This is a genomic window from Streptomyces sp. NPDC002463, from assembly GCF_042889835.1.
Taxonomy (GTDB): Bacteria; Actinomycetota; Actinomycetes; order Streptomycetales; family Streptomycetaceae; genus Streptomyces; species Streptomyces nymphaeiformis.
This window is the reverse complement of sequence record NZ_JBIARL010000011.1, coordinates 30779-45454: the sequence shown is the minus strand read 5'-3', so window position 1 is coordinate 45454 and position 14676 is coordinate 30779. Positions and strand designations below refer to the sequence as shown.

The following is a 14676-nucleotide window of genomic DNA, read 5'->3' as shown; positions in this document are numbered from 1 at the left end:
TCCCCACCGTGAACGCACCAGCAGCGCCAGAGCCCAGAGCATCGGAGCCCCGGGCCGAGGACCGACCCGCCCGGCTCACCGTCGGAGTCGTCGGAGCCGGCCGGGTGGGCCCCGCCCTCGCCGCCTCGCTCCGGCTCGCCGGGCACCGTCCCGTCGCCGTCTCCGCGGTCTCCGACGCCTCCCGGCGCCGCGCCGCCGAGCTCCTGCCCGACGTCCCGGTCGTCGAGCCGGCCCGTGTCCTCGCCCTCGCCGACCTGGTCCTGCTGACCGTGCCGGACGACGCGCTGCCGGGCCTGGTCGAGGGCCTCGCCGACACCGGAGCCGTACGGCCGGGCCAGCTGCTCGTGCACACCTCCGGGCGGTACGGGGCACGGGTCCTCGACCCCGCCCGCCGGGCCGGCGCCCTGCCGCTCGCCCTGCACCCGGCCATGACCTTCACCGGCACCGCCGTCGACGTGCAGCGGCTCGCCGGCTGCTCCTTCGGGGTGACCGCGCCCGAGGAGCTGCGGCTCGCCGCCGAGGCCCTGGTGATCGAGATGGGCGGCGAGCCCGAGTGGATCGCCGAGGAGGCCCGGCCGCTCTACCACGCGGCCCTGGCCCTCGGCGCGAACCACCTGGTCACCCTGGTGGCCCAGTCCATGGAGCTGCTCCACAAGGCAGGGGTCGCCGCCCCCGACCGGATGCTGGGCCCGCTCCTGGGCGCCGCCCTGGACAACGCCCTGCGGTCCGGGGACGCGGCCCTCACCGGGCCCGTCGCGCGCGGTGACGCCGGCACGGTCGCCGCCCACGTCGCCGAGCTCCGCAAGCACGCGCCCGGAACCGTCGCCGGCTATCTGGCGATGGCCCGCACCACCGCCGACCGGGCGCTCGCGCACGGCCTGCTCAAGCCCGAGCTGGCCGAGGACCTGCTGGGCGTGCTCGCCGCCGACAGCACCACCACTGCCGCCGACGGGCCGCAAGGAGACGACCGATGACCCTGTCCGCCCGCAAGAGCGCCGAAGACGGCCGTCCCGTCCGCCACGAGCCGGCCGAGCTGCTGCCCGCGGTCGAGGACCTCCGCGACGCCGTGGCCCACTGGGGCGTGCCCGGCCGTACCGCCGTGGTCATGACCATGGGCGCCCTCCACGAGGGCCACGCCACTCTGATCCGGGCCGCACGCGAGCGCGTCGGCGCCAAGGGCTTCGTCGTCGTCACCGTCTTCGTGAACCCGCTCCAGTTCGGCGCCGGCGAGGACCTCGACCGCTACCCCCGTACCCTCGACGCCGACCTCGCGCTGGCCTTCGGGGCGGGCGCGAGCGCCGTCTTCGCGCCCTCCGTCGACGAGGTCTACCCGGGCGGGGAGCCGCAGGTCCGGATCACCGCCGGGCCCATGGGCGAGCGCCTCGAAGGCGCCTCCCGGCCCGGCCACTTCGACGGCATGCTGACGGTCGTCGCCAAGCTGCTCCACCTCACGGCGCCCGACCTGGCCTTCTTCGGGCAGAAGGACGCCCAGCAGCTGGCCCTGATCCGCCGCATGGTCCGCGATCTGAACTTCCCCGTCGAGATCGTCGGCGTGGAGACCGTCCGCGAGGCCGACGGCCTCGCCCTCTCCAGCCGCAACCGCTACCTCTCGGCCGGGGAGCGCCGGACGGCCCTGTCGCTGTCCCGCGCGCTGTTCGCCGGCCGGGAGCGGCTCGCCGCGCAGGAGGCGCTGCGCGCGCGTGCCGCCTCGCTGCCCGGCGCCCAGGGCCGGGCCGAGAACCGCGCCGAGGCCCTGTCGCGGCTCGGCGAGGCCCGGGCCGCCGCCGACGCCCACGCGGTCGCGCAGGCCGCCGAGGGCGGCGCCGCCGGGGCCGTGCGGGCCGCGGCCCGTGCCGTCCTGGACGAGGCGGCCAAGGCCGAGCCGCCGCTCACCCTCGACTACCTGGCCCTCGTGGACCCGGCCGACTTCACCGAGGTCGCCGACGGCCACGAGGGGGAGGCGGTCCTCGCGGTCGCCGCGCGCGTGGGGAGCACGCGGCTCATCGACAACGTCCCCCTGACCTTCGGAGCCTCCAAGTGACCGGAATACGGCTGCACGCGCCCACCCCGGGCTGGGCCATCGACGCCGACGTCGTCGTGGTCGGCTCCGGGGTCGCCGGGCTCACCGCCGCCCTGCGCTGCACCGCCGCCGGGCTCCGTACGGTCGTCGTCACCAAGGCCCGGCTCGACGAGGGCTCCACCCGCTGGGCCCAGGGCGGCATCGCGGCCGCGCTCGGCGAGGGCGACACCCCCGAGCAGCACCTCGACGACACCCTCGTCGCCGGTGCCGGGCTCTGCGACGAGCGGGCCGTGCGGGCCCTGGTGACGGACGGCCCCGGTGCCGTCCGCCGCCTGATCGCGACCGGCGCCGACTTCGACAAGACCGCCGACGGCGAGATCGCGCTGACCCGGGAGGGCGGCCACCACCGCCGCCGGATCGCCCACGCGGGAGGGGACGCGACCGGCGCCGAGATCTCCCGCGCCCTGGTCGAGGCGATACGGGACCGGGGCGTGCGCTTCATCGAGCACGCCCTCGTCCTGGACCTCCTCACGGACGCCGAGGGCCGCACGGCGGGCGTGACCCTGCACGTCATGGGCGAGGGGCAGCACGACGGCGTCGGCGCCGTCCACGCGCCCGCGGTGGTCCTCGCCACCGGCGGCATGGGGCAGGTCTTCTCCGCCACCACCAACCCGGGCGTCTCCACCGCCGACGGCGTCGCGCTCGCGCTGCGGGCCGGCGCCGAGGTCTCCGACCTGGAGTTCGTCCAGTTCCACCCGACGGTGCTCTTCCTCGGGGCCGGCTCCGAGGGCCAGCAGCCGCTGGTCTCCGAGGCGGTACGGGGCGAGGGCGCCCACCTGGTCGACGCCGACGGGGTCCGCTTCATGCTCGGGCAGCACGAGCTGGCCGAGCTGGCGCCCCGGGACATCGTCGCCAAGGCGATCATCCGCCGGATGCAGGAGCAGGACGCCGAGCACATGTACCTCGACGCCCGCCACTTCGGCGCCGAGATGTGGGCGGAGCGCTTCCCGACGATCCTGGCGGCCTGCCGCTCCCACGGCATCGACCCGGTGACGGAGCCGATCCCGGTGGCCCCCGCCGCCCACTACGCCTCCGGCGGCGTCCGTACGGACCTGTCGGGCCGGACGACCGTGCCGGGCCTGTACGCGTGCGGGGAGGTCGCCTGCACGGGCGTCCACGGCGCCAACCGGCTCGCCTCGAACTCGCTCCTCGAAGGCCTGGTCTTCGCCGAGCGGATCGCCGAGGACGTCGTGGCGAGCGCCCCCGGCCGCGGCCCCGCCGTCCCGGTGGAGCACCCGGCCCCGGTGGTCCTGCCGCTGCTCGAACCCGGCGCCCGGCGCCGTATCCAGCGCACCATGACCCTGGGCGCCGGAGTGCTCAGGTCCGCCGAGAGCCTGCGTACGGCCTCCCGGGAGCTGGAAGCCCTCCACCTCCCGCCCGCCGCACCCGACGACGAGGCCGGCGACCGGAAGTCCGCCGAGCCGGGCGTCGAGTCCTGGGAGACCACCAACCTGCTGACCGTCGCCCGCCTCCTGGTCGCGGCGGCGGACCGCCGCGAGGAGACCCGCGGCTGCCACTGGCGCGAGGACCACCCCGACCGGGACGACGCGCGCTGGCACCGGCACCTCGTCGTCCGTCTCACCCCGGAGCGGACCCTCGACGTCCGCACCACCGACACCTCCGACTTCCCCCCCACCCTCGACGCCCCCAGGGAGCCGTAAGTGAGCACGCCCGAGGAAGCCCGTCCGCAGCCCGTGGACGTCCCTCTCATCCAGATCAACACGGTCTCCTCCGACGAGACCGGCGGCTGCGGCGACGGCTGCGGCTGCGGCGGCGGCGAGGAGTTCGAGTGCGGGCTCGACCCCGCCCTCGCGCAGCTGCTCGCCGACGCCGGTCTCGACCCCGTCCAGGTCGAGGACATCGCGCACCTCGCGATCGCCGAGGACCTCGACGGCGGGGTCGACGTCACGACCGTGGCGACCGTCCCCGAGGACGCCGTCGCCACCGCCGACTTCACCGCCCGGGAGGCCGGTGTCGTGGCCGGTCTGCGGGTCGCCGAGGCCGTCCTGTCGATCGTCTGCACCGACGAGTTCGAGGTCGAGCGGCACGTCGAGGACGGCGAGCGCGTCGAGGCCGGGCAGGTGCTCCTGAGCGTCACCGCCCGCACCCGCGACCTGCTCACCGGCGAGCGCAGCGCCCTGAACATCCTGTGCCGCCTGTCCGGCATCGCCACCGCCACGCGCGCGTGGGCGGACGCCCTGGAGGGCACGGAGGCGAAGGTCCGCGACACCCGCAAGACGACGCCGGGCCTGCGCGCCCTGGAGAAGTACGCGGTCCGCTGCGGCGGCGGCGTCAACCACCGCATGTCGCTGTCCGACGCCGCCCTGGTGAAGGACAACCACGTGGTGGCGGCCGGCGGCGTCGCCGAGGCCTTCAAGGCCGTCCGCGAGATGTTCCCCGAGGTGCCGATCGAGGTCGAGGTCGACACGATGCACCAGGTCCGCGAGGTCCTGGACGCGGGCGCCGACCTGATCCTGCTCGACAACTTCACCCCGATGGAGACCGAGGAGGCCGTCGCGCTCGTCGCGGGCCGCGCCGTCCTGGAGTCCTCGGGCCGGCTGACCCTGGAGAACGCGCGGGCGTACGCGGCGACCGGCGTCGACTACCTGGCGGTCGGCGGCCTCACCCACTCCTCCCCGATCCTCGACATCGGCCTGGACCTGCGCGAGGTGCGCGCCTGATGCTGCTCACCATCGACGTCGGCAACACGCACACGGTGCTCGGTCTCTTCGACGGCGAGGAGATCGTCGAGCACTGGCGGATCTCCACGGACCCGCGCAGGACCGCCGACGAGATGGCGGTCCTGCTCCAGGGCCTCATGGGCATGCACCCGCTGCTCGGCGTCGAACTGAGCGACGGCATCGAGGGGATCGCCATCTGCGCGACGGTCCCCTCGGTGCTGCACGAGCTGCGCGAGGTGACCCGCCGGTACTACGGGGACGTGCCGGCGGTCCTCGTGGAGCCGGGCGTCAAGACGGGGGTGCCGATCCTCACGGACAACCCCAAGGAGGTCGGCGCCGACCGCATCGTCAACGCGGTCGCGGCCGTCGAGCTGTACGGCGGCCCGGCGATCGTCGTGGACTTCGGCACGGCGACGACGTACGACGCGGTCACCACCCGCGGCGAGTACGCGGGCGGCGCGATCGCCCCGGGCATCGAGATCTCGGTGGAGGCCCTGGGCGTCAAGGGCGCCATGCTCCGCAAGATCGAGCTGGCCCGCCCGCGCAGCGTGATCGGCAAGAACACGGTCGAGGCCATGCAGTCGGGCATCGTCTTCGGGTACGTGGGCCAGGTCGACGGCGTCGTGGCCCGGATGAAGCGCGAACTGGTCGGCCCGAAGGGCGACCCCTCCGACGTCACGGTGATCGCGACCGGCGGCCTGGCGCCGATGGTCCTCGCCGACTCGAAGGAGATCGACGCGCACGAGCCCTGGCTGACTCTGATCGGCCTGCGCCTCGTGTACGAGCGGAACGTGTCCCGCATGTGAGGGTGGGTCCGGCGCGCCGCGATGATCGCTAAGAGGAAATTGTCCGATTAGCGCGTAGTGTCGGCCCATGCCCACGCCATACGGATCCCGCGGCGGCATGGCGTTCAGCGCGGACGAGCTGCGTGTGCTCCGCCGCGCCCTTGCCACTGCCCTCCATCCTGCCCCCCTCCAGAGCGAGGACGTCCGGGACTGCCTGTGCCTGGCCGAATCCGTGGACGAGGCGGTACGCGAGGCCGGCCGGCAGCGCGCCTTCCTCCTCGACGACCTGGCCCGCTACCGCGAGGCGCTGCCCGGGTCCCTCAGCGGCTACCTGGAGCTCCTCCGGGACGCGCTGGCCGCCGGCTACGACCCCGGTGCCGACGACCTCGCCGCCCTGCGCGCGCTGCGCCGCAACCCGGCCGCCGCCGAGCTGCTCGCCCGCTGCCAGGTCCTCGCCGAGCGCTCCGTACGCGCGCGCCTGGCCCGGGTCTCCCAGGCCACCGCCTCCAGCGTGCCCTCCGTCTCCCGGGCCCGGCTGCTCGCGCTGCCCGGCGGGCGCGCGGCGGGCGACGAGCCCAAGCCGACCCCGCCCGCCCCCGTCAAGCGCCCGGCCCCCAAGCCCTCCGAGGTCTTCCCGCCACGCCGACGCCCGGTTCCCCCGCCCCCACCCGAGGAGCGGGCCGCCGGATAGCTACTCTGGACGGCATGGACTACGTATCCGCGCTCCTGCCCCCCGTCGTGATGGCCGCCTTCTTCATCGGTCTCGTCGTCACGATCGTCAAGAGCCAGGGCGGCCCCAACAAGGCCAAGGAGGACGCGGTCGTGGACGCCGCCCTCGCCCGCGCCGAGGCCACCCGCCAGGCGGACGGCTCCTAGCTCCACTCCGTACAGCGCCGAGGACGTACGACCCTTCGAGGTCGTACGTCCTTTTTGTTGGTTTTCTGGAGCGGATATCCCCATATTGACCTTTTGCACACTATGGTGACGCTGTGCCGCGCCCCTTGGGAGAACTCGAAGACGCCGTCATGACGCGCGTCTGGCAATGGAACCGCCCCGTGACCGTCCGGGAGGTTCTGGAGGACCTCCAGCAGGAACGGTCCATCGCCTACACCACCGTCATGACCGTCATGGACAATCTCCATCAGAAGGGCTGGGTCCGCAGGGAAGTCGAAGGCCGCGCCTATCGATATACGGCGGTCTCCACCCGCGCCGCCTACTCCGCCGCCCTCATGAACGAGGCATGGGCGCAGAGCGACAACCCCGCCGCCGCACTCGTCGCCTTCTTCGGGATGATGTCGCCGGAACAGCGCGAGTCGCTGAACGACGCCATCCGCATCGTCCAGCGCGACAACCCCCTCCCCGCCGCCCCGCGCGAGGCCGAGGGTGGCGAGGGACAGGCCGCTCCGTAGCGATAGCGTCCCCCCATGTCGACCTCCGTCAAAGCCGTCACCGTACGCAGGGCCCGCACCAGCGATGTGGCCGCGGTCCGCCGTCTCGTCGATCCATTCGTGCAGCGCGGCATCCTGCTCGACAAGGCGACCGTGACCCTTTACGAGTCCATCCAGGAGTTCTGGGTCGCGGAACGCGACGAGGACGCCGTCGTCGTCGGCTGCGGCGCACTCCACGTCATGTGGGAAGACCTCGCAGAAGTCCGTACTCTCGCCGTCGATCCCGACTTCAAGGGCGCCGGCGTCGGACATCAGGTGCTGGACAAGTTGTTGCACACCGCCCGATGGCTCGGGGTGCGGCGGGTATTCTGCCTGACCTTCGAAGTCGACTTCTTCGCGAAGCACGGCTTCGTCGAGATCGGCGAGACCCCGGTCGACGGAGATGTCTACAGCGAGCTCCTCCGTTCCTATGACGAGGGAGTCGCCGAGTTCCTCGGTCTCGAACGAGTGAAGCCGAACACCTTGGGCAACAGCCGGATGCTTCTGCACCTGTGACGCGGAAGCCCGTGATCCTCTCGTGGAACCCTATGTCCGAATCGCGCACGTTTCCCGCGTTGCCAGGGATCTGAACCTCTCCCAGGGGTTTGTGTTTTTCCGGGAAAAGCGGTTTCCTTTCCGCGTACTGCATTTTCGATGAAAGGAAATCCGGTGGCACAGAAGGTTCAGGTCCTTCTTGTCGACGACCTCGACGGCGTCGAGGCGGACGAGACCGTGACGTTCGCGCTGGACGGCAAGACCTACGAGATCGACCTCACCACCGCCAACGCGGAAAAGCTCCGTGGCCTGCTCGAGCCGTACACCACGAGTGGCCGTCGCACCGGCGGCCGCACCACCGGCGGACGCGGCAAGGGCCGTGCCGTGGCGACGGGCAGCCAGGACACCGCGAAGATCCGCGCGTGGGCCAAGGAGAACGGCATGAACGTCAACGACCGCGGTCGCGTTCCCGCCGACATCAAGGCCGCCTACGAGGACGCGAACCGCTGAGGCGACAGCTGCTGAGACGCCCCACGGGTACGGGCACTCAGCAGCCGCACCCGGTGGCACTCCGCCGCGGCGGCGGCCACGAGGCGCACCAGGCAGGGGGCATCCGCAACGCCCCACGGCGCGGACCGCAGCACCGGAAGCGAGGCCTCGACCTCGCGACCCGGCGCGGGCGCCCGCAGCCACACCGCGGCGCCCGGCGCGCCGGATCCGCCCCGCCCCGGGGGAAGGGGTGCGGTCATCCGGCCGTCGGCACCGAGGATCGCGAGATCCAGTGAGATCCCGCCCCACTCCAGCCAGTCGAGCAGCCCCGGCAGCTCCTCCGCGCTCCCCGCGGCCACGAGCAGCCCCATCCGGCGCCCCACGAGGGCCACGGGACCGGTCGCCGCGCCCATCCGGCGCAGCACTCCCCGGCCGGCCTCGGCAGGCACCTCCAGGACGTCGAAGCGCAGCCCCGTGACCAGACCCACCGGCGGGCCCGCCACCGTCGCCCAGCCGAGCTCGTCCTCGTACCACCGCGCGACGCCGCCGTCGATCGGCGAGCGGGGCGGCGGAACGGTGAAGGTCATGCCGGGGGAACTCCCGAGAGGGCACGTCGGTTACGCCCGACGGTGACACAGCGTCCCCCACAGGTCGCGCAAGGTGTCCGGGATGGGGGTGTGCGAGTGCATTCGGGCGCGCAAGGGTGTTCGCTGGTAGCGGAGGGAACCGGGGTGCGCCGCATGGAGTGTCAGTCCTTACGGGTAAGACATTCCTAGTGGAGAGGGGCGACTCGCGGGCTTCGGCGTCTCACGTTCGCCATCGGCGTAGTGAAGGCGCGGGTAACTACTTGGCCTGCGGGAACATCGTCTCGCACCATCGGGTTGGAGCATTTGTCGGCTGTTCGGCAGCAGGTCTCCCCACTGAGAAGGGGGTGATCCGGACGGATGTCGGCAGTTGGAATGAGCGGTCCCCGCTTGCGGGACTAAGCTGCGGAAGGACAGGGAGGGGATCGACCCCTAACTGACTGACCGCTCTGAGGAGCGATTAACGATGTTCGAGAGGTTCACCGACCGCGCGCGGCGGGTTGTCGTCCTGGCTCAGGAAGAAGCCCGGATGCTCAACCACAACTACATCGGCACCGAGCACATCCTTCTGGGCCTTATCCACGAGGGTGAGGGTGTCGCCGCTAAGGCCCTGGAGAGCCTCGGGATTTCGCTCGAGGCGGTCCGCCAGCAGGTGGAGGAGATCATCGGCCAGGGCCAGCAGGCCCCGTCCGGGCACATCCCCTTCACCCCTCGTGCCAAGAAGGTCCTGGAGCTGTCGCTCCGGGAGGCCCTCCAGCTCGGCCACAACTACATCGGCACCGAGCACATCCTGCTCGGCCTGATCCGTGAGGGCGAGGGCGTCGCCGCCCAGGTCCTCGTGAAGCTGGGCGCCGACCTCAACCGGGTGCGGCAGCAGGTCATCCAGCTGCTCTCCGGCTACCAGGGCAAGGAAGCCGCCACGGCCGGCGGTCCTGCCGAGGGCACCCCCTCGACGTCCCTGGTCCTCGACCAGTTCGGCCGGAACCTCACCCAGGCGGCCCGCGAATCCAAGCTCGACCCGGTCATCGGGCGCGAGAAGGAGATCGAGCGGGTCATGCAGGTGCTGTCCCGCCGCACCAAGAACAACCCGGTCCTCATCGGCGAGCCCGGCGTCGGCAAGACCGCCGTCGTCGAGGGCCTGGCGCAGGCCATCGTCAAGGGCGAGGTGCCCGAGACCCTCAAGGACAAGCACCTCTACACCCTGGACCTCGGCGCGCTGGTCGCCGGCTCCCGCTACCGCGGTGACTTCGAGGAGCGCCTGAAGAAGGTCCTCAAGGAGATCCGCACCCGCGGCGACATCATCCTGTTCATCGACGAGCTCCACACCCTCGTGGGTGCGGGCGCCGCCGAGGGCGCGATCGACGCCGCGAGCATCCTCAAGCCGATGCTCGCCCGCGGTGAGCTCCAGACCATCGGTGCCACCACGCTCGACGAGTACCGCAAGTACCTGGAGAAGGACGCCGCCCTCGAGCGCCGCTTCCAGCCCATCCAGGTCGCCGAGCCGTCGCTGCCGCACACCATCGAGATCCTCAAGGGTCTGCGCGACCGGTACGAGGCCCACCACCGGGTCTCCATCACCGACGAGGCCCTCGTCCAGGCCGCGACCCTGGCCGACCGGTACATCTCGGACCGCTTCCTCCCGGACAAGGCGATCGACCTGATCGACGAGGCCGGCTCCCGGATGCGCATCCGCCGGATGACCGCGCCGCCGGACCTCCGCGAGTTCGACGAGAAGATCGCCGGCGTCCGCCGCGACAAGGAGTCCGCGATCGACTCGCAGGACTTCGAGAAGGCCGCGTCCCTCCGCGACAAGGAGAAGCAGCTCCTCGCCGCGAAGACCAAGCGCGAGAAGGAGTGGAAGGCCGGCGACATGGACGTCGTCGCCGAGGTCGACGGCGAGCTCATCGCCGAGGTCCTCGCGACCGCCACCGGCATCCCGGTCTTCAAGCTGACCGAGGAGGAGTCCTCGCGTCTGCTCCGCATGGAGGACGAGCTCCACAAGCGCGTCATCGGCCAGAAGGACGCCGTCATCGGCCTCTCGCGGGCCATCCGCCGCACCCGTGCGGGTCTGAAGGACCCGAAGCGCCCCGGTGGCTCGTTCATCTTCGCCGGCCCGTCCGGCGTCGGTAAGACCGAGCTCTCGAAGGCGCTCGCCGAATTCCTCTTCGGCGACGAGGACGCGATGATCTCCCTCGACATGTCGGAGTTCAGTGAGAAGCACACGGTTTCCCGTCTCTTCGGTTCGCCGCCCGGATACGTCGGCTACGAAGAGGGCGGTCAGCTCACCGAGAAGGTGCGCCGCAAGCCGTTCTCCGTCGTCCTCTTCGACGAGGTCGAGAAGGCCCACCCCGATATCTTCAATTCCCTTCTCCAGATCCTGGAGGACGGTCGCCTGACCGACTCCCAGGGCCGGGTCGTGGACTTCAAGAACACGGTCATCATCATGACGACCAACCTCGGGACCAGGGACATCTCGAAGGGCTTCAACCTGGGCTTCGCCGCCCAGGGCGACACGAAGTCCAACTACGAGCGGATGAAGGCGAAGGTCAGCGACGAGCTGAAGCAGCACTTCCGCCCGGAGTTCCTCAACCGTGTGGACGACATCATCGTCTTCCCGCAGCTGACGCAGGAGGACATCCTCCAGATCGTCGACCTGATGATCAGCCGCGTCGACGAGCGCCTCAAGGACCGGGACATGGGCATCGAGCTCTCCCAGTCCGCGAAGGAACTGCTCGCCAAGAAGGGCTACGACCCCGTGATGGGCGCCCGGCCGCTGCGCCGGACGATCCAGCGCGAGATCGAGGACACGCTCTCGGAGAAGATCCTCTTCGGCGAGCTGCGCCCCGGTCACATCGTGGTCGTGGACACGGAGGGCGAGGGCGAGGAGCGCAAGTTCACCTTCCGCGGCGAGGAGAAGTCGGCCCTGCCGGACGCCCCGCCGATCGAGGCCGCGGGCGGCTCGGGCCCGAACCTCTCGAAGGAAGCGTGACGCTGCGCTGAGCTTGTAGCGCTGTGAGGGGCGGCCCCGGAACCTGATTGGTTCCGGGGCCGCCCCTTTGCCGTCTATCGGGCCCTGAGCCGATCGCCGAGGGCATCGGCGCCGATGATTTCGTCGCGGGGCACTCCGGTGACCTGTATCGACACGGACGGCAGGTCGACCAGCGCTGTCAGGTCGGTCAGCCGGGGGCAGCCGTTCAGGACGATCATGCCGAGCCGGGAGCAGTCCAGCGCTCGCAGGAAGCCGAGGTCGGCGACCCGGGTATTGCGTCCGAGGGCGAGGAACGTCGGCTGGTGCATGTCGAGTCCGAGGGCGAGGTCGTCCTCGTCGAAGTCGCCGATGATCTGGACGGCCTGCTGGCCTCGCAAGGTGCTCAGGATGCGGAGCTGCGCTGCTTCGGTCACGAGCAGCAACCCGACGTTGTCGTTGAGGTGCGGGGCGATCTGGCGGGCGAAGGCCTCCGCAGGGAAATACCGCCATTTGTCGCCGAATCTGTGCGCGTGCCCCGCCTCGGAGAAAGCTTGGGCATACGTCAGGGCGACGTGGCCTCCGATCGAGGCGATCAGTTCGGTGACCGGGCCCACGGCATCCGCGGGCATCGCTTCCGGCTCCGGCAGCAGCGGCAGCACGTACTCGCCCAGGCGGGCCAGTTGGTCGATCTGGTGTCGGTTCCTCGGCCGGATCATCGACTTCACCGCCTTCCGCACCCGTCCGTGCAGGCTGGCGTCCAGCCAGGCCGCGTGCTCGGCCGCCAGGGCGGCCAGGACGTACAGCGTGGTCTTCAGGTCCCGTTTGCCGGTGGCCGAGCCGGCAGCGAGGAGACCTTCGATCAGGACGGGCAGGTCGCGGCGGGTGCAGTGGCCGGCCGCCAGGAGCAGGACGTCGTGCCACTGCTGGTCGTGGGCGTGGACCAGGGCCTCCTTGAGGTGGTCGCCGTCCACCAGTTCCTTCGCCGCCAGGAAGTCCTGGAACGTGCGGTGGGCGAACTGGAAGACGTCGTCCGTGCGCTCCTGGAGCAGGCCGCTCCGGTTCAGGAGGTGGGTGAGGATCTTCTCCGGGGTGCCCTGGCCGGCGACGTCCGGCATGCCGGGCAGGGCGCGTGCGATCTGCCGCAGGGCCTCTTCCCGGGTGAACTCGGTCTGGCCGCCCCGGACCAGCCAGGCCGCGAGCCGTTGGAGGAGCTCGGTGTGCTCGTCGACCGTCATGCCGATGCCGTCGGGGGTGCCGATCCCGCGCTGTTCGTCGCGGGCGCCGAGCAGCATCTGGAGCGCGGAGGAGTAGAGCGCCCAGCGGGTCTTGGGCAGGAAGCCCTCACGTAGCCGGTGCAGGGCGCAGATGACCGCGCAGAGCAGCGGGGTCCGGGCGAGGTCGGCCAGGGCGGGGTTGTGGTCGAACTGCTGGGCCAGGTCGCGTTCGAGGTCGGCGAGGTTCCGGTCGGGGTCTCCGTCCAGCCGGGCGGCCGCGTGCCAGGCCGCGACGAAGGCCTGGATGTCGGCGTCCCGGAGCGGCAGGAGGGTGAGTTCCTCGAACTCCTCGGAGCCGAGCCAGTCGGGGGCGACGGCGAAGGGCCGTACGGTCGCGACGCAACGGGTGCGGGGGTAGCGGGTGAGCAGCTGGGAGAGCCAGGCGTGGGCGGCCTCGCGCTCCTCCGCCGGGACCTCGTCCAGGCCGTCGACCAGGAGGAGTCCCCGCCCGGCGGCCAGGACTCGGCCCGCCCAGCCGTCGGGGGCCGCGTCGACCATGAGCCCGGCGACTCCGGGCAGGTCGGCGGGGGACGGGTAGCCGTTGCCCCGGGCGCGCAGGGTGCGCAGTGGGACGACGAAGGGGACGAGGCCGTTCAGCTCGGCGAGGTTCGGCCCGAGGGTCCCGGCGGCGGCGTGCGCGGCCAGCCACCACACGAGGGTGGTCTTCCCGGCCCCGGCGTCGCCCCGGAGGAGGACGCGCGGCCGGGAGGCGAGCAGGTTGTCGATGCGCTGCGGGACGGGGGCGGGCGAGTCGGGGGTCTTGGAAGCGGCCTCCAGGGAGAGGTAGGCGGTGTCGAGGTCCCACTGGGAGGCGCGCTTGCCCAGTTCGTCGAGGCCGAAGATCCGGGTGCGGCGGTAGGCGGCTCCGACGGCCTCCGCGTACTCCTCCTCGTAAGGCTGGTCGTGGGGGTGCGTGCCGGTGATCCGTATCGGCGGGGCGACGTCGGCGGGAAGCCACCGACGCACCTCCTCGTCCGCGAGGACGGCGGTGAGCGGCATGCACTCCAGGCGTCGGTGGCCGCGTCCGCGCGGTACGGCGCGGACGATGCCCAGGAGCCTCCCGTCGGCGAGGACGGGGGCGCCGGACAGGCCCGCGAGGGGCGAGGGGCCGTCCTCCGTCCCGGTGACGGGAGGGTGGTCGAGCTCGACGGTCAGCGTGCGGCGGAGGAGCCCGGCCATGGGCAGGACGGTGCCGGTGAACTGGTCGACGTCCAGCTTCCGGCCGTCGTACCGCTGGACACGGGGGAAGCCGACGATCTCGCAGCCGGGTATCGGCCGGTCGGTGGCGAGGGTGCTGAACCGGGGCGGGACGCCGAGGAGAACGCCGGACTGGAGGAGGGCGGCGTCGAGGCGGTCGTCGGACCAGACGACCGGCAGCCGTCCCGGCACCGCCTGGTGCGGTGCCGCGGCCGTGACGAAGCGGGCGTCGCCGAGGACGTGGGCGCTGGTCAGGATGAGGTTCGAGGTCAGCAGGACCCCGGTGCCCTGCTGCTCGCCGAGGACGGCGAAAACGCCGGCGACGTCGCTCACCGTCCCTCGGCCCCACCGCCGAAGTCGGACAGATCCGCTCCCTCGTCGTTGCCGACGAGCCAGGGGCCGTTGGTCGTGGCGTTCAGGGGCTTCAGGGTGAAGGAGACCCGGTGGGTCTCGCCCCGGGTGCGGGAGGCGTCGGCACCGGCCTCGACGACCCAGGCCTTGACCTTGCCGCCGCTCTTCACCTCCTTGCGGAGTTCGATGGTGAACTCCATCTCGATGTCACCCACTTCGAAGGCGACGGGTTGCCCGGTCGCCCGCGTGGCGGCGGTGACGAGCTGGTCGCGTACGGAGGAGATGGCGTCGGCGAGCTCGATGTCGGTCATGGCCATGAACGTATCGGGGGAGGCGGAGGGCGGT

14 protein-coding genes are annotated in these 14676 nt (G+C 71.9%); 11 read left to right on the top strand and 3 right to left on the bottom strand.

Annotated elements, in window-relative coordinates; all coding sequences use genetic code 11:
- The first annotated feature begins 8 nt into the window (after positions 1-8).
- The 10 genes from ACFYX3_RS22520 to ACFYX3_RS22475 all read left to right on the top strand — a co-directional run bounded on the left by ACFYX3_RS22520 (position 9) and on the right by ACFYX3_RS22475 (position 7978).
- Positions 9-974, top strand: coding sequence for a DUF2520 domain-containing protein (locus tag ACFYX3_RS22520; protein WP_359510770.1), 966 nt, complete (start codon positions 9-11; stop codon positions 972-974).
- Positions 971-2041: a pantoate--beta-alanine ligase gene (gene panC / locus ACFYX3_RS22515; protein ID WP_389016064.1), complete on the top strand. Its 1071-nt coding sequence runs from the start codon at positions 971-973 to the stop codon at positions 2039-2041. The genes ACFYX3_RS22520 and panC overlap by 4 nt, the downstream gene beginning before the upstream one ends.
- Positions 2038-3741 carry an L-aspartate oxidase gene (locus ACFYX3_RS22510; RefSeq protein ID WP_389016061.1) on the top strand — a complete coding sequence of 568 codons (1704 nt, stop codon included), beginning with the start codon at positions 2038-2040 and terminating at the stop codon, positions 3739-3741. Before panC ends, ACFYX3_RS22510 begins: the two co-directional genes overlap by 4 nt.
- On the top strand, positions 3742-4761 hold the full coding sequence (gene nadC / locus ACFYX3_RS22505; RefSeq protein WP_389016059.1) for a carboxylating nicotinate-nucleotide diphosphorylase: 1020 nt from the start codon (positions 3742-3744) through the stop codon (positions 4759-4761).
- Complete coding sequence (locus ACFYX3_RS22500) at positions 4761-5567, top strand: type III pantothenate kinase (protein WP_116160333.1); 807 nt, start codon at positions 4761-4763, stop codon at positions 5565-5567. Before nadC ends, ACFYX3_RS22500 begins: the two co-directional genes overlap by 1 nt.
- Before the next feature lie 97 nt (positions 5568-5664).
- Entirely contained in the window at positions 5665-6237 is a 573-nt protein-coding gene (locus tag ACFYX3_RS22495) for a hypothetical protein (RefSeq protein WP_389016680.1), read from the top strand.
- Positions 6238-6251: 14 nt separating this feature from the next.
- A complete protein-coding gene (locus ACFYX3_RS22490; protein ID WP_359510775.1) occupies positions 6252-6422 on the top strand; it encodes a hypothetical protein in 171 nt (56 codons plus the stop codon).
- A gap of 113 nt (positions 6423-6535) precedes the next feature.
- The gene (locus ACFYX3_RS22485; RefSeq protein WP_116160335.1) at positions 6536-6955 is read left to right on the top strand and encodes a BlaI/MecI/CopY family transcriptional regulator; all 420 of its coding nucleotides are present in this window, start codon (positions 6536-6538) and stop codon (positions 6953-6955) included.
- A 15-nt stretch (positions 6956-6970) separates the two neighbouring features.
- Positions 6971-7489, top strand: coding sequence for an amino-acid N-acetyltransferase (locus ACFYX3_RS22480; protein ID WP_376581657.1), 519 nt, complete (start codon positions 6971-6973; stop codon positions 7487-7489).
- Positions 7490-7642: 153 nt separating this feature from the next.
- Entirely contained in the window at positions 7643-7978 is a 336-nt protein-coding gene (locus ACFYX3_RS22475) for an Lsr2 family protein (protein ID WP_030324199.1), read from the top strand.
- On the opposite strand, the gene ACFYX3_RS22470 is transcribed toward ACFYX3_RS22475, so the two are convergent.
- Positions 7957-8544, bottom strand: a complete 588-nt coding sequence (locus tag ACFYX3_RS22470; RefSeq protein WP_389016053.1) for an SCO3374 family protein — start codon at positions 8542-8544, stop codon at positions 7957-7959. The genes ACFYX3_RS22475 and ACFYX3_RS22470 overlap by 22 nt on opposite strands.
- A 463-nt stretch (positions 8545-9007) precedes the next feature.
- Here ACFYX3_RS22470 and ACFYX3_RS22465 point away from each other — a divergent pair, with 463 nt between their 5' ends.
- Positions 9008-11530: an ATP-dependent Clp protease ATP-binding subunit gene (locus tag ACFYX3_RS22465; protein ID WP_116160339.1), complete on the top strand. Its 2523-nt coding sequence runs from the start codon at positions 9008-9010 to the stop codon at positions 11528-11530.
- Between the two features lie 74 nt (positions 11531-11604).
- Here ACFYX3_RS22465 and ACFYX3_RS22460 read toward each other — a convergent pair whose 3' ends face one another.
- Both ACFYX3_RS22460 and ACFYX3_RS22455 read right to left on the bottom strand, forming a co-directional pair.
- Complete coding sequence (locus ACFYX3_RS22460) at positions 11605-14313, bottom strand: NACHT domain-containing protein (RefSeq protein WP_389016049.1); 2709 nt, start codon at positions 14311-14313, stop codon at positions 11605-11607.
- The gene (locus ACFYX3_RS22455) at positions 14310-14648 is read right to left on the bottom strand and encodes a trypco2 family protein (protein ID WP_389016046.1); all 339 of its coding nucleotides are present in this window, start codon (positions 14646-14648) and stop codon (positions 14310-14312) included. Before ACFYX3_RS22455 ends, ACFYX3_RS22460 begins: the two co-directional genes overlap by 4 nt.
- Positions 14649-14676 lie beyond the last annotated feature (28 nt).

Coding starts and splice junctions, on each gene's coding strand:
- panC (WP_389016064.1), top strand. CDS start 971: ATGACCCTGTCCGCCCGCAAGAGCGCCGAAGACGGCCGTCCCGTCCGC.
- ACFYX3_RS22500 (WP_116160333.1), top strand. CDS start 4,761: ATGCTGCTCACCATCGACGTCGGCAACACGCACACGGTGCTCGGTCTC.
- ACFYX3_RS22495 (WP_389016680.1), top strand. CDS start 5,665: ATGGCGTTCAGCGCGGACGAGCTGCGTGTGCTCCGCCGCGCCCTTGCC.
- ACFYX3_RS22490 (WP_359510775.1), top strand. CDS start 6,252: ATGGACTACGTATCCGCGCTCCTGCCCCCCGTCGTGATGGCCGCCTTC.
- ACFYX3_RS22480 (WP_376581657.1), top strand. CDS start 6,971: ATGTCGACCTCCGTCAAAGCCGTCACCGTACGCAGGGCCCGCACCAGC.
- ACFYX3_RS22470 (WP_389016053.1), bottom strand. CDS start 8,544: ATGACCTTCACCGTTCCGCCGCCCCGCTCGCCGATCGACGGCGGCGTC.
- ACFYX3_RS22465 (WP_116160339.1), top strand. CDS start 9,008: ATGTTCGAGAGGTTCACCGACCGCGCGCGGCGGGTTGTCGTCCTGGCT.
- ACFYX3_RS22455 (WP_389016046.1), bottom strand. CDS start 14,648: ATGGCCATGACCGACATCGAGCTCGCCGACGCCATCTCCTCCGTACGC.